Raw genomic sequence first — 24,837 nt, forward strand, 5'->3', positions numbered from 1 at the left:
TTTTGCCGTAAAATATACAAAAGTACCATCCAACTGGTGCTTTCCTAATTCTATATTAAGATTAACGACGGATACCTAATGATTTAATTAATTCACGGTAACGTTGAATATCTTTACTACGTAAGTAGTTTAATAAGTGTCTACGACGACCTACCATTTTTAATAATCCACGACGAGAATGGTGGTCTTTTTTGTGTTCACGTAAGTGTTCGTTTAACGCAGCGATTTCTGCAGTTAAAACAGCGATTTGTACTTCTGGTGAACCAGTATCTGTTTCGTGTACACGGTATTCTTTAATTAATTCATCTTTACGTTCTTGTGAAATTGCCATAATCAATTTCCTCCTTAAAATTTTTTACTCCTTAATCTGAGTTAGGCGTCGGAGACTCGACCTACTAAGAAAAAGGTATCTTAGAAGTGAGTTCGGGACAAAAGTGTTTAAGGTTTAAGCAGAACCGAACGATGAGCAAAATTGTTTCTCAAATTTTGCCGGGTTGTGAAAGTTACTGCCGAAAATCCTGCTTTTGGGACGCCGTTAATCGGTTCCCCAGAGCATAAACTTTAAATTCCCTACTCTTTTCTTCCTCAACTTTAAATATTATACGATATATCATCACCGAAATCAACAGATAATAAATATTTCGCTTTAGCTTTATCTTCATTCATCTGTTCAACTAATGGATCTATGCCCTCAAATTTAACTTCTGGTCTTAAGAAGTGATGCCAATAAACTGTAACCCTTTCACCATAAATATTTTCATCAAAGTCAAAAATATTTACTTCAATCACTACTTCAGCTTTAGCTGGATCATGGAATGTAGGTTTTACTCCCACATTGGCTACCCCTCTATACAATTTACTCTCTGGACCTATCTCCATACTCACGGCATAGACACCTTTTTTAGGTAGCACGTAATCATCGTTCGGTTGTACATTAGCTGTAGGGAAACCAATCGTTCTGCCACGTTTTTCTCCTTGCACAACTGTGCCTTTAATTCTATATAAGTAACCTAACGCTTCATTTGCTTTTCTTAAATTACCTTCAGTTAATGCCTCTCTAATAGCTGTTGTAGATATCTTTTCAGAACCCATTTCTTGCTTACCTACAATGGTAGTATTGAATTCTTCAGATTCTTGTAAAACAGTCATATTCCCTTTACCAAATTTACCAAAAGTAAAGTCGAAACCTGCAATCACTTCTTTAACATGATTATTAATCACATATTCTTGAATAAATGCTTCGGAAGTTACATTTGCAAATCTTGAAGAAAAGTTAATGACAATACAATAATCAATATCATGTTGCGCAATCATTTCCAATTTATCTGAAAGTGGTGTTAAATATGTTGTACGTTTACGCTCGGGATTTAGCACTACTGATGGATGAGGGTCAAACGTCATTACAGCTTTTTTCAAATTACTTTCTTTGGCTTTACGGTCTAAAGTTTGAAAAACTTTGTCATGACCTCTATGCATACCATCAAAGAAACCAAACGCCATCGCTACATCTTCATTGATTAACTGTTCCTTTTGAATAGGATGGGTTACTTCTATCACTTTCATAAATAAATTGCTCCTTTAGTTAAAAACTTTTTTCGGTTTAATTTCGTGCGCTTTTTCCGGATGAATCATATATATAGCAAGCGCTTTATTTGTGTGGTTATCGATAAACACAAATTGCTCCTCAAATTCATACTGAAATTCATGACTATTGAATTTCTGACCATTTAAGATCCGCTTCTTGAGTTCATCATCACTGACTTCAATGTGTTGTAATCCTTTCAAACCATATTCTATAGGAAACAACTTTTCTTGTAATGAATCATGCTCATGCAATACTTTAATTTGATCAAGTGTTAAACTGGCCTCTTGCTTAAAACCGCCTGAAGCGATGCGAGTTAAAAGTGACATATGCGCAGGAAAGCCAAGACTGGCACCAATATCAGTAGCTAAAGTTCTAATATACGTACCCTTACCACATGTAACTTCAATATCGAAATGACACTGTTCACCTTCGAAGGTTAGTTCAGAAATTCTTTGAATAGATTTGATATAGACGTGCCTGATTGGTCTTTCTACTTCCTCATTATTTCGAGCATATTCGTATAGCTTTTTACCTTTAACCTTCACTGAAGAATACATAGGGGGAATTTGTTTTATAAGACCTAAAAATTGCTCAAGCGTATGATCTATGTCTTGTTCTGAAACATCTTCTGCTTTAATACGCTTAGTTTCTAATATATCCCCTGTTTGATCTTCAGTAGTCGTACTCATGCCTAGTGTGACAGTTGCTTTATACGTTTTACCCATATCCATCACGTAATCACTGATCCTCGTAGCATGACCTAAACAAATTGGAAGTACACCATTTACTTCAGGATCAAGTGTACCCGTATGTCCAATTTTCTTCATTTTTAAAATCTTTCTTAGTTTAAAAACAACATCGTGGCTTGTTAAACCTCTTTCTTTAAATACAGGTAATATACCGTTATACATTTTGTCACACCTTTTACTCAACGTTACTTTAACCTTAATTATTATAACATCTCTTAAACTCTATTTGACTGAAAATAATACATAAAAATAGTAGGTAGTCATTCAACAATTTCTTTTGTGAATACGCGTACCTACTTTCATAAAAGATTATTTATCTTCTTTGTGTAAATCTTGAATCATACGTTCAATTTTATTACCGTATTCGATTGATTCATCATATTCAAATGTTAAATCAGGAATAATTCTTAAACGCATTCTTGAACCTAACTCGGATTTAATAAAGCCTTTCGCTTTTTCAAGTGCCTTAAATGTATTATCGACTTCTTTTTCGTTTCCTAATACAGTTAAATAAACTTTTGCTTGCGATAGGTCATTCGTTAATTCAACATCTGTAATCGTAAGAAATCCAACTCTAGGATCTTTTACTTTAGTGTTTACAATATCCATAATTTCTTGCTTCATTTGTTCGCCAACACGTTCAGCTCTCATATTACTCATCTTCATTTCACCTCTTTTAATATATTTATTTTTTAAAATTATCCACGCTCAAGTAGATTATATTTTATTAAATAATGCGCTTTTTAGCAATGTGATTGATTCAAAAATCTCCTCCCTATTTGTGTTTAATAGCGAGGAGATTGGAATGATATTCTAATTCATTATCTTTGGATTTCAACCATTTCAAATGCTTCGATAATGTCGCCTTCTTTAAGGTCGTTATATTTTTCGATGGTAATACCACATTCATAACCTTGAGCTACTTCTTTAGCGTCATCTTTGAAACGTTTAAGTGTATCTAACTCACCTTCGAATAAGACAATACCATCTCTTATAACACGTACACCTGCGTTACGTGTGATTTTACCTTCTGTTACATAACTACCTGCAATTGTACCAATTTTAGATACTTTGAATGTTTGACGTACCTCTGCTTGTCCGATAACTTGTTCTTCGTATTCTGGGTCAAGTAAACCTTTCATAGCAGATTCGATTTCTTCGATAACATTATAGATAACACGGTGTAATCTCATATCAACATTTTCCGCTTCAGCAGCACGTTTTGCACCTGCATCTGGACGAACGTTAAATCCGATAATAATACCGTTAGAAGCATTTGCCAATGTCACGTCAGATTCATTGATTGCACCGACAGCTGTATGAATAATGCGTACATTAACGCCTTCAACATCAATTTTCATTAATGAAGCTGCTAATGCTTCTACAGAACCTTGAACGTCACCTTTGATGATTACGTTAAGGTCTTTCATTTCGCCTTGTTTCATTTGTTCAAATAAGTTATCTAATGAAACATTTTTACTTTCTTGACGTTGCTGAATTACACTTGCTTCATGACGTGCTTCACCAATACGGCGTGCTTGTTTTTCATCACTAAATACAACGAAACGATCACCCGCAAGTGGCACATCATTGATACCAGTAATTTCGACCGGCGTAGATGGGCCAGCTGATTTAATACGTTTACCTAAATCATTTACCATAGCACGAATACGACCATACGTATTACCGACTACAATTGAATCTCCAACATTTAAAGTACCATTTTGTACTAATAATGATGCAGCAGGCCCACGTGATTTATCAAGTTCTGCTTCAATAACCGTACCGACAGCACGTTTTTCAGGATTTGCTTTTAATTCTTGAACTTCTGCTACTAAGCCAATCATTTCAAGTAAATCTTCAATACCGTCTCCACTTAAGGCTGAAAGTGGTACGAAAATTGTATCGCCACCCCAGTCTTCAGGGATTAAACCGTATTCAGTTAATTCTTGCATAACACGATCTGGATTAGCTGTCGGTTTATCAATTTTATTTACTGCAACGATTGTCGGTACTTCTGCTTCTTTCGCGTGATTAATCGCTTCGATAGTTTGTGGCATTACGCCATCATCTGCTGCTACAACTAGAATAGTAATATCAGTGACTTGTGCCCCACGTGCACGCATTGTTGTAAATGCAGCGTGTCCTGGTGTATCTAAGAAAGTAATTTTCTTACCAGCATTTTCAATTTGATAAGCACCGATATGTTGAGTAATACCGCCTGCTTCTCCTTCAGTTACTTTAGTATGACGAATAGAATCTAATAAAGTTGTTTTACCATGGTCAACGTGTCCCATGATTGTAACTACAGCTGGTCTTTCAATTGCATCTGGATCTTCGCTTTCATCATCGAAATAAATCGATAAATCTTCCTCATCAATGACAACTTCTTGTTCGATTTCTACACCATAGTCTTCAGCAATTAATTCTAATGTTTCTTCATCTAATGATTGGTTAATATTAGCCATGATACCTAGTAAGAATAATTTCTTAATAATGCCTGAAGATTCAACATTTAATTTTTCAGCTAATTCGCCAACTGTAATTCCTTCTTGGTAAGTGATTTTAGAAGGCATTTCTTTTGGTTCTGAAGTTTGGTTTTGTTGTTTATTATTCTTGTTGTTCTTATTATTTTTATTGTTTTTATTATTCTTATTTTGTTGCTTGCCTTTGTTGTTTTGTCCGTTTTTCTTGTTTTGATTAGATTGTTGGTTACCTTTTTGTTGTTGGTTATTTTTGTTTTGTTGTTTGCCTTTATTGTTTTGATTTTGTTTGCTATTAGATTTTTGGTGATTATCTTGAGTATTTTGTTTGTTGTCATTATTTTGTTCTTTTTTGAACTTTTTGTCTAAAGCTTTAATTTGGTCGTCTTCTAAAGCTTGCATATGGTTAGACACTTCAACATTCATACTTTTTAACTCATCTATAATCTCTTTACTCTTTAGATTCAATTCTTTCGCATATTCGTAAATTCTTTTTTTACTCATATAATCACTCCTTACGATATTCATCTATCATTGATAACAATTTTTTTGCAAAACCATTATCGGTTACACCAATATTTACTCTCTCGCCTTTACCAAGTGCTATCCCTAATTCAACTCTCGTTCCAAAACTTCTTAGTGGAATTTGATTGCTCTCGCTCTTATTTTTCATAACTTTTAATGTGTTATCAGAGGCATCAGTTGCAACAATGACGAGTTTAATTTTATTAGTTTTAATGTCGCTTAGAATTACAGATTCTCCACTTTTTATTTTGCCTGCTCTCATTGCTAAACCAAGAAAATTAAATATTTGATCTTTCGTCATTTAGGAATCTCTTCTCTATAGATTAAACGAATAATTTCTTTATATACTGGTTCAAGTGTTTCTTTAGAAGCATTGAAATATTTTTCAAGCAATTCTTTTTGTTGTGCCTTTTCAACTAAAGGAACATCTTTAGAAACATATGCGCCACGACCTTGTTTCTTACCAGTCGCATCGGCAAATATTTCACCTTCTTTATTGATGACTACACGAATCATATCTTTCTTAGGATGCATTTCGTTAGATATAATACATTTTCTCATTGGAATTTTTTTCTTCTTCATAAGTAGTCACTCCAATCTATTCTTCTGTATTCTTATCTTCTTCTGTTTCTTCATCCGTTTCTGCAGCTAATTCTGCCGTAGTTAAGTTAGATTCTTCTAAATTAACATCATCAAATTCTACATCTTCATCGCCAGTGTTAACAATTTCATCTGCTACTTCTTCTGACTCAATGATTGGGTAAATACCTGCTTCACGTGCATCTGTTTCAGATTTAATATCAATCTTCCAGCCTGTTAACTTAGCAGCTAAACGAGCATTTTGACCACGTTTACCAATTGCTAAAGATAATTGATAATCTGGAACTACAACAACTGTTGATTGATTGTCTTCGTCTACAATCACTTCTAAAACTTGTGATGGACTTAAAGCATTTCTTACGAATACTTTCGGATCTTCATTCCATTGCACAATGTCAATTTTCTCTCCACCAAGTTCTTCTACTACCGCTTCAACACGTGCACCTTTAGAACCTACACATGCGCCAACAGCATCAATGTCAGGATTTTCTGAATATACACTGATTTTAGAACGGTCACCTGCTTCACGAGCAACAGATTTAACAATCACTGTTCCATCATAAATTTCTGGAACTTCTTGTTCGAATAAACGTTTTAATAAACCTGGATGGCTTCTTGAAACATAAATTTGAGGACCTTTAGTCGTTTGTTCAACTTTGTTTACATAAACTTTAATTCGTTCATTAGGAATATAACTTTCATTAGGGCTTCTTTCCGCTTCTGATAATACCGCTTCAATACGACCTAAGTTTACGTATACATAACGGTGGTCAACACGGTCAATTACACCTGTTAAGATATCTTCCTCTTTATCAATAAATTCATCGTATAAGATTTCTCTTTCAGCATCTCTTAATCTTTGCATCACTGCCTGTTTAGCTGCTTGCGCACCTACACGACCAAAGTCTTTTGGTGTTACATCTTCTTCGTAAATATCTCCAACTTCATAAGCAGGATTTTTTACTAAAGCTGTACTTAAGTCTACTTCTTCTCTATCATCAAAAACTTCTTCTACTACTTCTTTACGTGCAATAACTCTAAATGAACCTTCGTCCATATTTAATTCAACTCTAACATTTCTTGCACTGTCGTAATTTTTCTTATAAGCAGTAATTAATGCTGCTTCAATTGCATCGATAAGTACTTCTCTAGGAATTTTCTTTTCCTTTTCCAAATATTCAGTAGCTAATAATAATTCATTACTTGACACAGTTTTTCCTCCTCATCACGTTAAATCATAACAGCGTGACGTGCTTTTGCTATTTTATTTCTTGGTATTTCAATTTGTTTTGTTTTAGATTTTTCTTTTACTTCCATAACAATATTGTCATCATCAACAGATTGTAAAATGCCTAACCATTCTTTCTCGCCTTCAATTGGAGCATAAAGTGAGATAAACACCGGTTGAGTTACCGCATTGTGAAAATCTTTATCTTTTTTAATAGGTCTTTCTGCTCCTGGAGAAGCCACATCAAGATAATACATTTCAGGGATAGGGTCATTTTCATCCATAGCTTCACTAATTTTTTCAGAAGCTAGCGTACAATCGTTTAAATCTACACCGCCTTCTTTATCAATGGAAATTCTTAGAAAACGGTCTTTACCTTCTTTAACATATTCAATTTCAACAAGTTCAAATTTTAAGTCGTCTAAGATAGGTTGAATGATTGATTCTACTTGTTCAGTAACTTTACTCATACAGGCCTCCTTTTTTGGCAAATAGAAAAGAGCGGGTATATGCCCACTCTTCTGCCTGAGTTTAATCATTTTTTACGCAATTTAAGTATATCATAACTATTGATACTAAACAAATTTCATCAGATGTAAATAGATGTGTTGTACTTTATTTGTATTTGAAAAAATCTTTTTCATTAAATCATTACATATCAAAGATTGAAAGTTGTGCTTTATCTGGTAAGTCAGGTAATGAGCCCATTTCATCTAAGTAATCAATAACTTTTTGAGATAAACCGGCCTTCTTATTTAAATCTTCTTTAGATAAGAATGGTCCTTCCTCACGTGCTTCTACAATTCGTTTGGCAACATTTTCACCTAGTCCTGGAACTGCCACGAATGGTGGGATAAGCGTATCTCCTTCAATAATGAAGTCAAACGCCTGACTTTTTTCTAGACTGATGGGTTGCATACGATAACCACGATGTGCCATCTCATTCATAATCTCAAGTACAGTTAACACGTCTTTTTCTTTTTTACCTAAATCCATATATCTTGAATACATGTCTTTAACTGTATTACGAATACTTGTTTTATCTTTAATCATAGTAATGAGATCAAAGTCAGAGGCTCTGATCGTAAAGTATGCTGCATAGTAATATAATGGATGATGAACTTTGAAATAAGCAATTCTAACCGCCATAAGTACATAAGCAGCCGCGTGTGCTTTCGGGAACATGTATTTAATCTTACGACAAGAATCTAAATACCAGTCTGGCACATCATTTGCCTTCATCGCTTCAACCATTTCATCAGTTAAACCACGACCTTTACGCACAAATTCCATCGTTTTAAATGCCATTGATGGCTCTAAACCAGCATACATAAGATAAACCATGATATCGTCACGACAGCCTATAACGCTTGATAAGTCACAAATACCTTGTCTTATTAACTCTTGCGCATTTCCAAGCCATACGTCAGTACCGTGAGATAATCCTGATATTTGAACAAGTTCTGAAAATGTCGTTGGCTTTGTATCTTCCAACATTTGTCTAACAAACCCTGTACCAAATTCAGGAACACCAAAAGTTCCTGTCTTACATAAAATTTCATCTTCCGTAACACCTAGACTTTCAGGGCCACTGAAAATTTGCATCGTGTCTTTATCATCAACTGGAATTGTTTTAGGATCTATGCCAGACAAGTCTTGAAGCATACGAATCATCGTTGGATCATCGTGTCCAAGTATATCGAGTTTAAGTACATTATCATGGATAGAGTGGAAGTCAAAGTGTGTTGTCATCCAAGCCGCACTTTGGTCATCCGCCGGGAATTGAATCGGTGTGAAATCATAAATATCCATGTAATCTGGTACTACGATAATCCCCCCTGGATGCTGACCTGTTGTACGTTTTACGCCTGTACATCCTTTGACTAATCTATCAATTTCTGCACCACGCTTATGAATGCCTTGGTCGTTCAAGTAGCCTTTGACAAATCCGAATGCTGTTTTTTCTGCTACTGTACCTATCGTTCCAGCACGGAATACTTTGTCTTCACCAAATAGTACTTTCGTATAGTTATGTGCATTCGGTTGATATTCACCACTAAAGTTTAAGTCAATATCAGGTACTTTGTCCCCTTTGAATCCTAAGAATGTCTCGAAGGGAATATCCTGTCCTTCCTTAATTAAATCATTTCCACATGTTGGACATTTTTTATCGGGAAGGTCAAACCCTGAACCTACGGAACCATCATCGAAGAACTCACTTGTCTTACAATGAGAACAGATATAGTGCGGTGGCAATGGATTAACCTCAGTGATTTCAGTCATCGTTGCTACGAAACTTGAACCTACGGAACCACGAGAGCCTACTAAATATCCATCATCGAGTGATTTCTTAACCAAACGTTGGGAAATTAAATAGATAACTGAGAATCCGTTACCGATAATACTTGCCAATTCCTTCTCTAATCTATCTATAACAATTTGTGGTAAGTCTTCACCATATAATTTTTTAGCATTAGAATAGCTTAACTCACGAATTTCATCATTCGCGCCTTCCATTCTCGGAGTGAACAATTTATCTTTAATTGGCACGACTCTCTCAATACGATCAGCTAACTCGTTTGTATTTTTTACAACAATCTCGTGCGCTTTTTCCTCTCCTAAAAAGTGAAACTCATCTAACATTTCATCAGTTGTTCTAAAATGAGCTTCTGGTAATGTAGAACGATTCAATGGATTACCTGGTTGAGAAGCGATTAATATTTTTCTCGCTATCGCATCATGTTCATATAAATAATGCGCATTACCTGTTGCAATAACGGGGATGTTGGCACTTTCGCCAGCTTCAATTAATCGCTTATAAATCTCAATCAATGTTTCTTTATCTCTAATCAATTCTCTATCCATTAAATCTTGATAAAGGGCTGGCGGTTGAACTTCGATAAAGTCATAATACTTTGCAATTTTTTCAACTTCTGATTGATCTTTCTGCATTACTGCAGTAAATAACTCACCTTCGTCACATGCTGTTCCCACTAATATTCCTTCTCTATATTCATTTAAAAGTGAACGAGGAATTCGTGGAGTACGATAATAATATTGAACTAAAGAGGCACTAACAATCTTAAATAAGTTTTTAAGTCCTTCTTGGTTTTGAACGATTAATGTGACATGTGATGGTCGAGCTCTTTTATATGCATCTTCATTCGTAAGTTTTTTATTAATTTCGTTATGGTTGTTAACACCTAGCTCCTTCATTTGTTGAACCATTTTAATGAAAATGTAGGCCGTAGCCTCTGTATCATAAATGGCTCTATGGTGTTGTGTGAGTTCGACGCCATACTTTTTAGCAAGGAAATTCAAACCATGTTTACCATACTCTGTATTAATCGTACGAGAAAGTTCGAGTGTATCAATGACACCGTTTGTTGATGGACCGAAACCTAAACGTTCATAACCTGTATCGATGAAGCCCATATCGAATGACGCATTATGCGCTACAAAAATGGCGTCTCCAACCCATTCTTTAAATTCAGTTAATACTTCTTCAATTTCCGGCGCATCTGTCAGCATATCATCAGTAATATGCGTCAAATTAATGATTGTTTCTGACAAACGTTCATGTGGATTACTAAAACGTTCAAATTTATCAATAATTTCACCATCATGTACTTTAACTGCTGCTAATTCAATAATTTTATCGTACTGATTGGATAGACCCGTTGTTTCAACGTCGAACACGACATACGTCGCATCTTTTAAATTACGATCAGTTGGTTTGTATGCAATAGGAACGCCATCATCAACAAGCATGCCTTCCATACCATAAATCATTTTCAAGCCGTGTTTCTCAGCAGCATTATGCGCATCTGGAAAGGCTTGTACAACATTGTGATCCGTGACCGCAATCGCAGAATGTCCCCATTCCGCAGCTTGTTCTACATATGAACTTATATTTGGAATACCATCCATTTGACTCATCGCTGTATGTAAATGAAATTCAACACGTTTTTCGTCTGCTTTATCTCTTTTCGGAGTTTTCTTGATTTCCTCAATGTCAGACATCATCATCACTAAATCACGAACGAATGAATCTTCTTCAATTCGACCTTGAGCTCTTACCCATTTACCTACACTAAGTGCTTTGAAATGATCTAAATCATCTTTATTTTTACGTGTAAACATTTTTAAAACTAGAGAATCCGTATAGTCTGTAACTTTGAGTTCTACAATATGACGTCCGCTTTTTAATTCTTTTAAGTTAATATCGAAGATAACGCCCTCAATGGCTACTTTAAATTCTTCTTCAATGATAGACTCAATTGAACGCAGATTTTCAACTTGGATAGGCTTACCAATTTGACATTTATCAACAGTACTTTCGTTGTTGTCCTGTTGTTTGGCTTTTTCAGCTTTCATTTTTTCTAATTTCTCAGTTGCTTCTCTAGCGCTTTGTTCATCTTCTTGTTGAATATGCGCTTCTAAAGATGCTAAATCATCATCATGGTTTGACGTATCCGTTTCAAATACAACTTTATCGATATTGAAACCGCATTTTTGGAATGCTTTTACTAAGCTGCCGTTACACCCTTTATCGAAGTGATTACGTTCAATATCATTAGAAACTAAAACTTTAATGACGTTGCCAGACATAATCAACTTCTTCTGTTTAAGTTGACCTTTCACTTTAGGTGATAATCCAGTTTGATCAATACAATGGGCAAAATATTTTAATGCGTGTTCATCTTGGTTATGCGTGTCTTTAATTGAGAAATGTATTGTAACCGTGGCTATTTCTTTGAATTCTTCTTCAATTGCATGAGTAAATAAAAGATAATCTTCATGAGAGAGAAAGCGTGGTAATGAAATTTGAAACTCCCATGTTCTGTTTTTGTTGGAAACATCAATGCGAGTCAGCTCTCCTTCTTGAAGAATGTCAGACTCTAATTGATTTGATATTTTAATTTGATCGGCAAGTACTTTGAATTTTTCTTGATTTGTCATTGCCAAAATAATAACCACCTTAAATATTTAATACTTTTACTAAAAATAATTTAACGTATGCTTTGTTTGGAAATATTTCGATTTTTATGCAAAAGTGTTAAAGCAAATTTGATTCATATTATACTACTCATTGAGTTAATTTTCATGAGAAATTGATTGAAATTTAAACAATAAAGAAGAGCAGGTTAGAATCCTTATTTAAGAATTCGTCATCCTGCCCTATTTAAGTTATTACAATCATTTCATCATTGCTTATTTTAAATTTTCATATAAACTTTTTAAATAGTTTTCTAAATCATCAATATGGACGTCTTCACTTTCACCGTTTAAGCGTTGTTTAACTTCCACGATGCCTTCACCAGCTCTTTTACCGACAACAACACGGAGTGGTAGACCAATTAGATCGGCATCATTGAATTTCACGCCTGCTCTTTCTTGTCTGTCATCGTAAAGAACATCGTATCGTCCATTCAGTTGAGAATAGAGTTGATTACCTAATTCACGTTGCTCATCCTTTTTAGGATTAATCGTAATAAGGTGTAATTCAAAAGGTGTCACTGATTTAGGCCAAATAATACCATTCTCATCGTTATTTTGTTCAACAATTGCACTAAGTGTTCTAGAGATACCAATACCATAACAACCCATAATTAATGGTTGCGCTTTACCTTGGTTGTCTAAGAAAGTCGCATTCATAGCTTCTGAATATTTTGTTCCTAATTTGAACACTTGCCCTACTTCGATTCCTTCAGCAAATTGAGCTTCTCCAGAACCATCGCTTAGCATTTCGCCTTCTAAAATAAATCTAAAATCACCATATTGATCAATTTCAAAATCTCTTCCAACATTCGCATTCACATAATGATAACCGTCTTCATTAGCACCTACGACAAGATTATTTAAGTCTTGAACATAATTGTCTGCATAAATTTTAATTTCTTTATTATGGATAGGGCCAAGAGAACCTGGATTTGCGCCTACAAGATTTACAATTTCATCTTGAGTAGCCATTTCTACATGGTCTGTTCCAAAAAATGATTTTAATTTAACATCATTTAATTCATGATGGCCTCTAATAAGAACCATGATGAATTCGCCATCCACTTTGAATATCATTGTCTTAACAATTTCATCTAGCGGACGATTTAAGAAATCTGCTAATTCTTGTGCAGTTTTAACATGAGGTGTTTCAATTTTTGTTAGTTCTGCTGTTTCGGTATGTTTTTTAGAAGGATGATAAACGACTTCTGCCTTTTCAATATTAGCAGCGTATTCACTTTCATTACTATAAACAATCGTATCTTCACCGATTTCACTTAATGCCATAAATTCGTGTGTGTGATTCCCACCAATCGCTCCGGAATCAGCAACGACTGGACGTGCATTAATACCAACACGTTTAAAGATTCTGCTATATGCATTATACATGTCTTGATAAGTCGCATCTAAAGAAGCTTCATCTGCGTGGAAAGAATAAGCATCTTTCATAATGAACTCACGACCTCTAAGCAAACCAAAACGTGGTCTCTTTTCATCACGGAATTTAGATTGGATTTGGAATAATGTAAGAGGTAATCGTTTATATGATTTTAACTCATCTCTAACTAGAGATGTTACAACTTCTTCATGTGTAGGTCCTAATGCGAATTCTCGTCCATTTCTATCTTTTAAGCGCATCAATTCAGGACCGTATGCTCCCCAACGTCCAGATTCTTCCCATAATTCTGCTTGTTGTAATGCAGGCATCAGTATCTCTACCGCGTCTATACTTTCCATTTCTTCACGCACAATTTTAGAAATATTATTTAAAACGCGTGTTGCAAGTGGTAAATAACTATATATTCCACTTGTACTTTGTTTAATTAACCCTGCTTTAAGCAATAATCTATGGCTTAATGCTTCAGCTTCAGCAGGAACTTCTCTCATCGTTGGTATAAATACTTTAGATTGCTTCATTCTCTATTTTCCTCCCTAATTATAAGAAATACCGTTGTATGTCATTCCACGTCACTATTATCATAATGATAACTACAAATAGTGCACCTGTTGCAATAATTGCAGTTTCAGCTTTTTTATTTATTGGCTTTCTGAAAATGGCCTCATATAATACAAATAAGATTCGACCACCGTCTAACGCTGGTATAGGTAATAAATTCATGATACCTAGGTTTACACTCAATAGCGCTGTATAGCCTATTAAGTTTATAATACCAGACTTAACTACTGAGTCCACGTTATGGTAAATACCTACAGGTCCATTGAGCATGTCGAATGAGAATCCACCTGTAAAGATGCTCGCAATCATACCAACAACCGCTGTAAAAATTAATTTACCTTTATCAAAGAAATTATAAATTCCATAGCTAATTGGCTTGAATATGCTATGTTCCGTCTTAGGTGCAAAACCAATTTGATAGCTCGTTTGACTCTTATTCTTGCTAATTTTAGTATTTACTTTTTTAGGTTCCAGTTGCATCGTTTTTGTATGATGATCTCTTTGAACTTTAATTGTTGTTTTAGATGTTTTGTTTTCATCTAAAACTTTTTTGATTTCACTAAAATCTTTAATTTTATGGCTACCGATTTGAACTATTTTATCACCTTTATGTAGTCCAGCTTCATCGGCAGGTGAATGCTTCACTACTTCTCCAATTGTATTCGTAGGCGTCCCTTGATAATATGCTAAACCTATAAATAGAACCAATGCTAAGATAAAGTTGAATAGCGGTCCTGCAAATAATGTTAAAAACTTAGGGAGTGGTTTCTTATGTGCAAATTGTCTATCTCGTGGTGCAATTTGAATAAGACTACCATTCTCTACGAAATATGCTTTTTTAGCTATAGGATAGTGATGTCTTTCATCGTCGTACGACGTAATTCCTTCAATATATAAATCATCTTTGAAGTCACATTTTTTAACTTCTATTGCTTCGATTTGTTGGAATTTATGTTGGTCATCTAAGATGATATGCGTAATTTCATCATTATCGTTTAATTTTATCTTCACGTTCATACCTGGTTGAACGGGTGGTTCTTCTAGACCATCACCAGCCATTCTGACATAACCACCTACAGGTAATAATCGTATCGTATATAATGTTTCATCTTTTCTAAAACTAAAAATTTTAGGCCCCATGCCGATAGCAAATTCGGGACACATGATACCTGATCTCTTCGCAAAGAACATATGACCGTATTCGTGTACAGTTACGAGCACGCCAAATACGATGATAAATGCAACTACTGTTATTAAAATGCTCATGCGCTACACCTCTATTGATATTGTGTTTTAATTTTTAAAAATAATCTAAGCATTGTAATAAATTGGCAATATAAAACATTATAATACGCTTAGATTCATTCTCAAATTGATATGTATAGTTGTCGTTTGAAATTTAAAAATGTGGTAGTGATTAAAAGGAGTTAAGAAATATTGATTACGCCTCAATATCTCAATAACTCCTTTATTATAACATCTATTTTATTTTATAGACTGTGCGATTTAAATTTGAATTAATAAAATATTTAACAGTGGTAAAACAAACATGAAACTATCAAATCTGTCTAGAATACCACCATGCCCTGGAAGAATACGACCTGAATCTTTCACACCAAAATGACGTTTAAATCCAGATTCAACTAAATCACCTAATTGGCCAAACATACTCAATATGACTGTGATAAGTAATAAAAGCCAAATATTTAATTGGAAATTAACGAAGAATTGCATAATTAAAGGGACTAGCAAACTACAAATAATTCCTCCGATAAATCCTTCGATTGTTTTGTTCGGACTAATGACTGGCCAAAGTTTATGTTTACCCATTAAACGACCAAAAATATATGCCCCTGTGTCAGTTAACCAAACGATTAAGAATGCAAATAATATGTAATGTAAACCTTCTGAACGAGTTTCATAGAAATACATAAATCCAATACCTACATATGCTACTGTCATTAAACAAAATGCTGAATCCATGAAACTAAATCTATTTTTAGATAATACAGTATAACTTAGCAGTATAAAACTCATAGCAATTAAACTTTTGAGTTGAATCGTTTGAACCCATTCTCCCGCATCTTGAGGTAACATGATAATAATCAATGCGAGTGCACTGATCAGTCCTGGTATAGATAAGAATTTGATCATATTCATGTTTAATAATTCTTTTAAAGCAATTAATGCTAACAAGTAAGCAAATAGCATTAATACCATGCCACCTTTAAGAAGGATAGGCAAGAATATTAATAAGGCTATAATTGCAGTTAATGTTCTTACTTTCATACTCTACTCCTCACTTAATCCCCCAAAACGTCTTTGGCGTGATTGATAAATTTTTATACATTCTTTCAATTCATTCTCATCGAAATCTGGCCATAACTTTTCATTGAATATAAATTCACTGTATGAAGCTTGCCAAATTAAAAAGTTACTAATTCTCTGCTCACCAGAGGTACGAATTAATAATTCTGGATCAGGATAATTGTGAGTCATTAAATGCTTATTAAATAATTCTTCATCTATAGCATTAGCACTTTGATTATTGGTTTGTAATTCTTCATAAATCTCTTTCATACTCTGAATAATTTCTGCACGTCCACCATAATTTATAGCAAAAACAAGTGTTAGGCCTGTATTATGTTTTGTCTTGTCTTTGGCATAATCAATTGCTTCAATTGTGGATTTAGGTAATCCATTATTAAACCCAATCGTTTCGACTTTAACATTTTTCTCAATTAATTCTGGTAAAAATGTCTTAAGGAAATTAACAGGCAAATTCATAATATAATTAACTTCGCTTTCAGGTCTAGACCAATTCTCAGTAGAGAAAGCATAAAGTGTTAAGTACTTAATACCAATATTACTCGCTTCTCGAGTAATTTTCTTGATTGTTTGCATCCCTTCATAATGGCCTTTAATACGTGGCATTTTACGTTTTTTAGCCCATCGACCATTTCCATCCATAATGATAGCAACATGTTCAGGTATATTATGTAAATCTAAATCATTGTCTAGATTATTCTCAGTTTTATTTTTATTTTTTAGCTTTTTAAACATGGTCTTTCCTCCGAGCCTGATCATCTCTGTTTTATTCTATACGTTAATTAAACAATCATCTATCATTTTATCATACTCATTTATTCCATTGAATAAGCAAATAAAAAAACTGTACCAAAGTCCTACTCGGTACAGTTTAGACTAAAAAGATTATTGGTGTCTAGAGGAATAGTTATAAAAACAACTATACATTTAAATCAATTGATATGATTTTATTATTATGACCATATAAGGTGTCCTATGACATCAATATCTTAAATATTTTATTTTTGAAATTATGTGATTAAACAGACATAATATCTTTTTCTTTGTCATCTACTAATTGGTCAATTTCTTTAATTGAATTATCAGTAGCTTTTTGAACATCATCAGTTTGACTTCTTAAATCATCTTCAGTGATGTCTCCATTTTTCTCTTGTTTTTTAAGATGATCATTGATGTCGCGACGAATGTTTCTAATTGAAACTTTTGCATCCTCACCAATTTTTTTAACATCTTTAACTAATTCTTTACGTCTTTCTTCAGTAAGAGCAGGAACTGAAATACGAATTACTTCGCCATCACTAGTTGGATTGACACCTAAATTTGCTGCGATAATCGCTTTTTCGATGTCATCTACAGAAGTTTTATCGTATGGTGAAATCACTAACAAACGTGCTTCTGGCACACTAATACTTGCTAGTTGTTGAACAGGCGTTGGCGCGCCATAGTAATCAACAGTTACACCGTTTAATAAGTTTGAATTTGCTCTACCTGCACTAATATTAGCTAATTCACGTGATAAGTTGTCGATAGATTTTTGCATTCTAGCTTTTGTATCTTTAATTATGTCACTCATTTTTTACACCTCTAGATTATTTTGTAATCAACGTTCCGATTTTTTCACCCATTACGGCACGTTTAATATTTCCTTCTTCCATAATTGAGAATACATTTAATGGAATATTATTGTCCATACAGAATGATGAAGCTGTTGAATCCATTACTTGTAATCCTTCTTGTAACATTTGTATATGTGTTAAATGTTCATATTTAACGGCATTTTCATCAACTTTAGGATCTGCTGAATATACGCCATCTACATTATTTTTACCCATTAAAATTACATCTGCTTCTACTTCAGCCGCACGTAAAGCTGCTGTTGTATCTGTTGAGAAGTAAGGGTTGCCAATACCAGCTGCAAAGATAACAACGCGTTTTTTCTCTAAGTGTCGAATTGCACGACGACGAATATATGGTTCAGCAACTTGTTTCATTTCAATAGAAGTTAAAACACGTGTATCACAATCTAACTGTTCTAAGCTATCTTGTAAAGCTAAAGCATTCATCACAGTCGCTAACATACCCATATAGTCAGCTGTACCGCGATCCATACCTAAGTCACTACCTGTTTTACCTCTCCAAATATTTCCGCCACCAACGATGACTGCGATTTCACAGTCCATTTTAGCAACTTCAGCAACTTGTTTTGCTACACTTTTAATGATGATTGGATTAATACCAAATCCTTTATCACCTGCTAATGCTTCACCACTCAATTTCAAGACTACACGTTTATATTTAGAAGTTTGAGCCATTTTCTTATCCTCTCTATAGTAAAAATATGTAAAAATATATAAGTAAAGAAGACACGGATGGCTTCTTTCTATAGCTATGCAACTAATAGAAAGGAAACGTAATAGGTGTCTTCTTCCTTGTTAAACTTTATGACAGATTATTTCATTTGTCCTTTAACTTCTTCAGCGAAGTTTTCTTCGCGTTTTTCCATTCCTTCGCCTACTTCATAGCGAACGAAGTCAGCAAGTTGACCACCTTTTGATTTTAAGAATGCTTCAACTGTTTCATCTGGGTTTTTAACGAAGTTTTGATCTACAGCACAAATTTCTTGTAAATATTTACGTAAACGACCTTCAACCATTTTTTCAACGATATTTTCTGGTTTACCTTCGTTTAATGCTTGTTGTTTTAATACTTCTCTTTCGTGGTTGATTTCTTCTTCGCTTACTTGATCAGAAGAAACATATTTAGGGTTGATTGCAGCAATGTGCATAGCTACATCTTTAGCAGCTTCTTCATCAGTAGAACCTTCAACAACAGTTAATACACCGATGCGTCCACCCATGTGTAAGTATGCACCAAATGCATCATTGTCAGTTTTAGTTCTGATAGCAAAACGACGAATGCTTAATTTTTCACCAATTGTAGAGATAGCCTCTTTCATTCTTTCATCAACAGTTTTACCATTAGATAATTTAGTTTCCATTAAAGCATCAACTGTTTCAGCTTTACTATCAAGAATTTGGTTAGCAATTTCTTTAACTAATTCTTGGAAACCTTCATTACGAGCAACGAAGTCAGTTTCAGAGTTGATTTCAACGATTGCTGCTTCGTTTCCTTTAACTTCTACGTGTACAAGACCTTCAGCTGCGATACGGTCAGCTTTTTTAGCTGCTTTAGCAATACCTTTTTCACGTAAGTAGTCGATTGCTTTATCGATGTCTCCATCAGTTTCAGTTAGCGCTTTTTTACAATCCATCATACCTGCGCCTGTTTTTTCACGTAATTCTTTAACAAGTTTTGCTGAAATTGCCATTAATTATTCCTCCAATGTATATAATTGTATTTATTGATATACCCAAATTTTACCATTATTTTAGGTTATATTTCCAATACTCTATAATTATTTATTTTACTTTTAAAAAAAGGTGATAAGCATTAGTATCTTATCACCCATTTAAACTATATCTTAGTTTGACTCAACAGAAGTGTTGTCTTCAGTTGTTTCTGCTTGTTCAGATTCTTCTTTTTCATCTAAATTGATGTTTTGTTCTGCAGCTACTTCTTCATTAGATACACCTTGTTGACCTTCTAAGATAGCATCTGCCATTTTACCAGTTAATAATTTAACGGCACGGATAGCATCATCGTTTGCTGGGATAACGTAATCGATTTCATCTGGATCACAGTTAGTGTCAACAATACCTACGATAGGAATATTTAATTTACGTGCTTCAGCAATAGCGTTGCGCTCTTTACGAGGGTCAACAACGAATAATGCTTGAGGCATTGATTTCATATCACGAATACCGCCTAAGAATTTAATTAAACGGTCATATTCTTTTTTAAGTTCAACAACTTCTTTTTTAGGTAATACTTCGAATAAACCGTCTTCTTCCATTTTCTCGATTTCAGAAATACGTTTAATTCGTTTAGAGATTGTTTTGTAGTTAGTTAAGATTCCACCTAACCATCTTTGGTTAACGTAGAATTGACCAGCACGTTCTGCTTCAGCTTTAACTGATTCTTGTGCTTGTTTTTTAGTACCTACGAATAAGACTTTACCGCCATCTTCAGATACTTGTTTGATGAAGTTATAAGCTTCTTCAACTTTTTTCACTGTTTTTTGTAAATCAATGATATAGATACCATTTCTTTCAGTGAAGATATATTTTTTCATTTTTGGGTTCCAACGGCGTGTTTGGTGACCGAAGTGAACACCGGCTTCTAGTAATTGTTTCATTGAAATTACTGCCATTTTAAAATTCCTCCTATTGGTTATTTACCTCCATAACTAACTCATATAAAGACAAATAGATTGATTTGCACCCTCTATATTTTAATTAATTATGTGTGTATTGGCTTTATAGCCGTCATTTAATATATCATAACTCACCTTGAAACGCAATGACTTTCTAACAAGATCATCACAATGAATTTATGAACAAATTAAAAGAGTATCGCTTTTCAATTGCTGACACTCTTTTAAACTTCTCATATCTAATTCGCTTATTTTGTTCTTTCTAATTCATCAAGGAATTTTTCTTTTTTAACTTTAATGAAAGTACCTTTCATACCTAGTGAGCGTGATTCGATGACGCCGGCACTTTCTAATTTACGTAATGCATTGACAATAACAGATCTAGTGATTCCAACACGATCAGCTACTTTAGATGCAATAAGCAATCCTTCATTTCCACCTAATTCTTCAAAGATATGTTCGATTGCTTCTTTCTCAGAATAAGAAAGCGAATTAATCGCCATTGTGATTGCAGCTTTATCACGAGCTTCTTTTTCAACTTCATTATGTTTCTCACGTAAGATTTCCATACCTATTACAGTTGCAGCGTATTCACCTAAAACTAGGTCGTTCTCATTGAAATCGTCTTGAACGCGACCTAAAACTAATGTTCCAAGTCTTTCTCCTCCACCTAAAATTGGGAAGATTGTTGTTCTACTATTTTCAAATACGTCTCTATTTTCAGGAGGGAAAACAGTTAACACATTATCAATATCAATGTTAGATTGCGTTTGTTTTACGTCCATAAGTTGTTCAGTATATTCAGTTGGAATATGTCTTTCTTCTAACATATTTATGATTCGGTCACTCTTTAATAATTCGTTAAGACTCGACCCTAAAATTTTACCTCTTCTCGAAACGATAAATACATTTGTTACGGTAACACTACTAATAGTTTGGGCAACATCCTTGAAATCTACTGCAATGCCTTTATGTTTTTGTAATAACGTGTTTAATTCTCTAGTTTTAGATAATAAGCTCATAATTTTTCTCCTTCTATTTATATTATAAAATAAATGCACTTAAATCCTTATTCGTTGAGATTGTTTTTAGTTTATCGTCAACATATTGTGGTGTTATGTCTACAACAGCATGTGGCATGTTTGGTGCTTCAAATGATAAATCTTCAAGCATTTTCTCTAAAATTGTGTGTAATCTACGCGCACCGATGTTGTCAGTATCTTGATTGACTTGGTACGCAATTTCAGCTAATCGTTTAACAGCTTCTTCAGAGAAGTTGACTGTCACTTCTTCTGTTTGAAGCAATGCTTCATACTGCTTGATTAAAGACAATTTAGGTTCAGTTAGAATTCGAACAAAGTCATCAACTGAAAGGCTTTCCAGTTCCACTCTAATTGGGAAACGACCTTGCAATTCTGGAATCAAATCACTAGGTTTTGATACGTGGAATGCACCAGCGCCAATAAATAGCATGTGTTCAGTATTTACAGTACCATACTTCGTTTGTATCATGCTACCTTCAAGAATTGGTAAAATATCACGTTGAACCCCTTGTCTAGAAACATCTTGACCACTATTTTGATTATTTGTCGCAACTTTATCGATTTCATCAATGAAAATGATACCCATCTGTTCTGCAAGCTCTAGTGCCTCTTGATTTGCAGTTTCTTGATCAATAAGTTCGTCAGCATAGTCATCAGCAAGTATTTTTCTAGCAGTTTCAACTGAAACTTCACGTTCTACCTTTTTCTTAGGCATCAATTGGTTCATCATATCTTGCATTTGTTGATTTTGATTCGTGCCTAACATGCCCATAGCTGCTGGATCTTGTTCTACTTTAATTCTTACTTTTTCTTTTTCAAGTTTACCTTCATCTAATTGCTTTTTAATTTCAGAACGTTTAGTTTTAATCTCTTCAGTAGGTGGTTCTTCCTCTTCTTCATTATTTTGTCCGAAGTTTGGAATCGCACCTCCAAAAAGATTCTCTAGAGGGTTATTACCTTGAGAAGCTTTTTTCTTCATACTTGGAACTAATAATTTAACAAGTTTGTCGTTAGCTTTTGAAATAGCTTCATCTTTAACTAAAGCTTTCTTCTCTTCTTTAACCAAGCGCACTGCTACGTCTACTAAATCTCTGACCATACTTTCAACATCTCGACCTACATAGCCTACTTCAGTAAATTTAGTGGCTTCAACTTTGATGAATGGTGCACCAACAATTTTCGCCATACGACGAGCTATTTCGGTTTTACCTACACCTGTTGGCCCTATCATCAGAATATTTTTCGGAGCAATTTCTTGTTTAGCTTCTTCGTCTAATAAACTTCTTCTATAACGATTTCTTAACGCAATTGCAACTTTTCTTTTAGCATCATCTTGTCCTACTATATATTCATTTAATTTAGATACGATATCTTTTGGAGTTAATTTAATTCCATTAGTATCCATGTTTTACATTCCTCCATCTTGCTACTTTGTATCAGTCATTCATTTCCATTAGTTCTTAAAATTAAACTACAACATTAACCGATACTACAACGTTTCAACAATAATGTTATCATTCGTAAACACACAAATGTCGGCTGCGACTTTTAAACTTTCATAAGCCATTTCCTTAGCAGAAAGTTGTGACGCATGACGTTTAAGTGCACGGCCTGCACTCAACGCATAATTACCTCCTGAACCGATTGCGATTAAGTCATCATCTGGTGCAATCACTTCGCCTGTACCACTTACAACGAGAATAGCGTCTTTATTCATTACGATAAGCATCGCTTCTAATTGACGTAATTGTTTATCTCCACGCCATTCTTGTGCTAATTCAACTGCTGCTCTTTCAAGATTACCGCTAAATTGTTGAAGTTTTGTTTCAAACTTTTCGAATAACGTAAATGCATCAGCAACGCTTCCAGCAAAGCCAGCTAACACTTTACCTTCATAGAGGCGTCTCACCTTTCTAGCAGTTTGTTTCATAATAACTTGCTGACCTAATGTGACTTGACCATCACCTGCCATAGCCGCTTCACCATTATGACGGACAGCATATATTGTTGTTGCATGTAAAGAATTACTCATAAATTACTCTCCTTTTTTTGCTCGAGGATGTGCGTTTAAATATACCTTACGAAGTTGTTGGTTTGAAACATGGGTATAACGTCCAGTTGTTGATAAGTTTACGTGTCCTAAGAGGGATTGTACTGTTCTTAAATCAGCACCTTGATTTAACAAATGCGTCGCGAATGTGTGTCTAAGCTTATGTGGATGAATATCAGTCACTCCCGCAGTACGTTTGACAACATCGTTGAGTACGTATCTCACACCACGTTCAGTTATCGGTTCGCCTTTCATATTAACAATTAAATATTCATGATCTACCGCTTTTCGTGGCTGAAATTCATCTAAGTATCTCTCAATACTTTGCTTACAAAATTCGCCAAATGGGATAAAACGTTCTTTATTACCTTTACCTAATACCTTGACACCAGGCAAATTCATATCTATATCTTTAATTTTTATATTAACTAATTCAGACACACGTATACCTGTTGCATATAACAACTCGATAATAACCCTGTCTCGCATGCCCTTAGTACGATCTTGCTCTACAGTTCGAAATAGTGCTTCCATTTCCTCTTCGTAAAAGAATTGAGGAAGATACTGTTCTTTCTTAGGGTGTACAAGTTGAACAAAGGGGTTTACTACAGATTCATCTTGAGTCATCCAATATTCATAGAAAGTACGTAATGTTGAAATTTTTCTTGAAACAGTAGTCCTTTTTAAATTATTTGAATATAAATAAGACAAATAATTTCTAGCATCTTTATATTCAAAAGTAGTTAACTCTAAATGTTCACTATTTAAAAATTCATTAAACTGAACTAAATCATCATGATATGATTTCAAAGTATATTCAGAAAAATTTCTTTCTACCTTTAACATATATAAAAATGTTTTTTGGATTTCATTCAATATAATTCCCCTCCATCATATTGCATTGTAGCATATGAATGATAGGGCATACAGTAATTTGATAACCAATTCAAAATCTTTAGAGAATTAATGTCAAAAATTTTATAAATCTTTCAAATATACAGTAAAATAGCATTAT

General features: G+C 34.2%; 22 protein-coding genes. All 22 read right to left on the reverse strand.

The genetic code is table 11. The features are described from left to right. Positions 1-61: 61 nt before the first annotated feature. Entirely contained in the window at positions 62-331 is a 270-nt protein-coding gene (gene rpsO / locus JMUB898_RS08025) for a 30S ribosomal protein S15 (protein WP_002442583.1), read from the reverse strand. 260 nt (positions 332-591) lie between these two features. After that, complete coding sequence (ribF, locus tag JMUB898_RS08030) at positions 592-1,563, reverse strand: riboflavin biosynthesis protein RibF (protein WP_002442581.1); 972 nt, start codon at positions 1,561-1,563, stop codon at positions 592-594. 15 nt (positions 1,564-1,578) lie between these two features. Then, positions 1,579-2,496: a tRNA pseudouridine(55) synthase TruB gene (gene truB, locus JMUB898_RS08035; protein ID WP_002442577.1), complete on the reverse strand. Its 918-nt coding sequence runs from the start codon at positions 2,494-2,496 to the stop codon at positions 1,579-1,581. Between the two features lie 147 nt (positions 2,497-2,643). Beyond that, the gene (rbfA, locus tag JMUB898_RS08040) at positions 2,644-2,994 is read right to left on the reverse strand and encodes a 30S ribosome-binding factor RbfA (RefSeq protein ID WP_037541413.1); all 351 of its coding nucleotides are present in this window, start codon (positions 2,992-2,994) and stop codon (positions 2,644-2,646) included. A gap of 161 nt (positions 2,995-3,155) precedes the next feature. After that, the gene (gene infB / locus JMUB898_RS08045) at positions 3,156-5,321 is read right to left on the reverse strand and encodes a translation initiation factor IF-2 (RefSeq protein WP_126501971.1); all 2,166 of its coding nucleotides are present in this window, start codon (positions 5,319-5,321) and stop codon (positions 3,156-3,158) included. A gap of 4 nt (positions 5,322-5,325) precedes the next feature. Continuing rightward, entirely contained in the window at positions 5,326-5,643 is a 318-nt protein-coding gene (locus JMUB898_RS08050) for a L7Ae/L30e/S12e/Gadd45 family ribosomal protein (protein WP_002442572.1), read from the reverse strand. After that, complete coding sequence (gene rnpM / locus JMUB898_RS08055; RefSeq protein ID WP_002442571.1) at positions 5,640-5,924, reverse strand: RNase P modulator RnpM; 285 nt, start codon at positions 5,922-5,924, stop codon at positions 5,640-5,642. The genes JMUB898_RS08050 and rnpM overlap by 4 nt, the downstream gene beginning before the upstream one ends. A 16-nt stretch (positions 5,925-5,940) precedes the next feature. Then, entirely contained in the window at positions 5,941-7,152 is a 1,212-nt protein-coding gene (nusA, locus tag JMUB898_RS08060) for a transcription termination factor NusA (protein WP_002442570.1), read from the reverse strand. 20 nt (positions 7,153-7,172) lie between these two features. Further along, positions 7,173-7,640 carry a ribosome maturation factor RimP gene (gene rimP, locus JMUB898_RS08065; RefSeq protein WP_037541410.1) on the reverse strand — a complete coding sequence of 156 codons (468 nt, stop codon included), beginning with the start codon at positions 7,638-7,640 and terminating at the stop codon, positions 7,173-7,175. 181 nt (positions 7,641-7,821) lie between these two features. Further along, positions 7,822-12,132: a PolC-type DNA polymerase III gene (locus JMUB898_RS08070; protein ID WP_095323372.1), complete on the reverse strand. Its 4,311-nt coding sequence runs from the start codon at positions 12,130-12,132 to the stop codon at positions 7,822-7,824. 252 nt (positions 12,133-12,384) lie between these two features. After that, positions 12,385-14,088, reverse strand: coding sequence for a proline--tRNA ligase (locus JMUB898_RS08075; protein ID WP_002442566.1), 1,704 nt, complete (start codon positions 14,086-14,088; stop codon positions 12,385-12,387). A gap of 19 nt (positions 14,089-14,107) precedes the next feature. Beyond that, positions 14,108-15,394 carry an RIP metalloprotease RseP gene (gene rseP, locus JMUB898_RS08080; protein ID WP_002442564.1) on the reverse strand — a complete coding sequence of 429 codons (1,287 nt, stop codon included), beginning with the start codon at positions 15,392-15,394 and terminating at the stop codon, positions 14,108-14,110. Positions 15,395-15,634: 240 nt separating this feature from the next. After that, positions 15,635-16,417, reverse strand: a complete 783-nt coding sequence (locus JMUB898_RS08085) for a phosphatidate cytidylyltransferase (protein ID WP_002442562.1) — start codon at positions 16,415-16,417, stop codon at positions 15,635-15,637. Between the two features lie 3 nt (positions 16,418-16,420). After that, positions 16,421-17,191: an undecaprenyl pyrophosphate synthase gene (locus JMUB898_RS08090; protein WP_037541408.1), complete on the reverse strand. Its 771-nt coding sequence runs from the start codon at positions 17,189-17,191 to the stop codon at positions 16,421-16,423. A 283-nt stretch (positions 17,192-17,474) separates the two neighbouring features. Then, entirely contained in the window at positions 17,475-18,029 is a 555-nt protein-coding gene (gene frr / locus JMUB898_RS08095) for a ribosome recycling factor (RefSeq protein WP_002442559.1), read from the reverse strand. 16 nt (positions 18,030-18,045) lie between these two features. Further along, positions 18,046-18,768, reverse strand: coding sequence for a UMP kinase (pyrH, locus tag JMUB898_RS08100; protein WP_002436299.1), 723 nt, complete (start codon positions 18,766-18,768; stop codon positions 18,046-18,048). A 137-nt stretch (positions 18,769-18,905) separates the two neighbouring features. Next, entirely contained in the window at positions 18,906-19,784 is an 879-nt protein-coding gene (gene tsf / locus JMUB898_RS08105) for a translation elongation factor Ts (RefSeq protein ID WP_002442557.1), read from the reverse strand. A 153-nt stretch (positions 19,785-19,937) separates the two neighbouring features. Further along, a complete protein-coding gene (gene rpsB, locus JMUB898_RS08110) occupies positions 19,938-20,726 on the reverse strand; it encodes a 30S ribosomal protein S2 (RefSeq protein WP_002442555.1) in 789 nt (262 codons plus the stop codon). A gap of 251 nt (positions 20,727-20,977) precedes the next feature. Then, a complete protein-coding gene (codY, locus tag JMUB898_RS08115; RefSeq protein ID WP_037541406.1) occupies positions 20,978-21,751 on the reverse strand; it encodes a GTP-sensing pleiotropic transcriptional regulator CodY in 774 nt (257 codons plus the stop codon). Between the two features lie 22 nt (positions 21,752-21,773). Beyond that, complete coding sequence (gene hslU / locus JMUB898_RS08120) at positions 21,774-23,177, reverse strand: ATP-dependent protease ATPase subunit HslU (protein WP_002442550.1); 1,404 nt, start codon at positions 23,175-23,177, stop codon at positions 21,774-21,776. An 84-nt stretch (positions 23,178-23,261) separates the two neighbouring features. After that, the gene (hslV, locus tag JMUB898_RS08125) at positions 23,262-23,804 is read right to left on the reverse strand and encodes an ATP-dependent protease subunit HslV (RefSeq protein ID WP_002442548.1); all 543 of its coding nucleotides are present in this window, start codon (positions 23,802-23,804) and stop codon (positions 23,262-23,264) included. Positions 23,805-23,807: 3 nt separating this feature from the next. Then, complete coding sequence (xerC, locus tag JMUB898_RS08130; RefSeq protein ID WP_037541405.1) at positions 23,808-24,698, reverse strand: tyrosine recombinase XerC; 891 nt, start codon at positions 24,696-24,698, stop codon at positions 23,808-23,810. Positions 24,699-24,837 lie beyond the last annotated feature (139 nt).

Origin of the sequence: Staphylococcus caprae, assembly GCF_003966625.1 — a bacterium.
Lineage (GTDB): Bacteria > Bacillota > Bacilli > Staphylococcales > Staphylococcaceae > Staphylococcus > Staphylococcus caprae.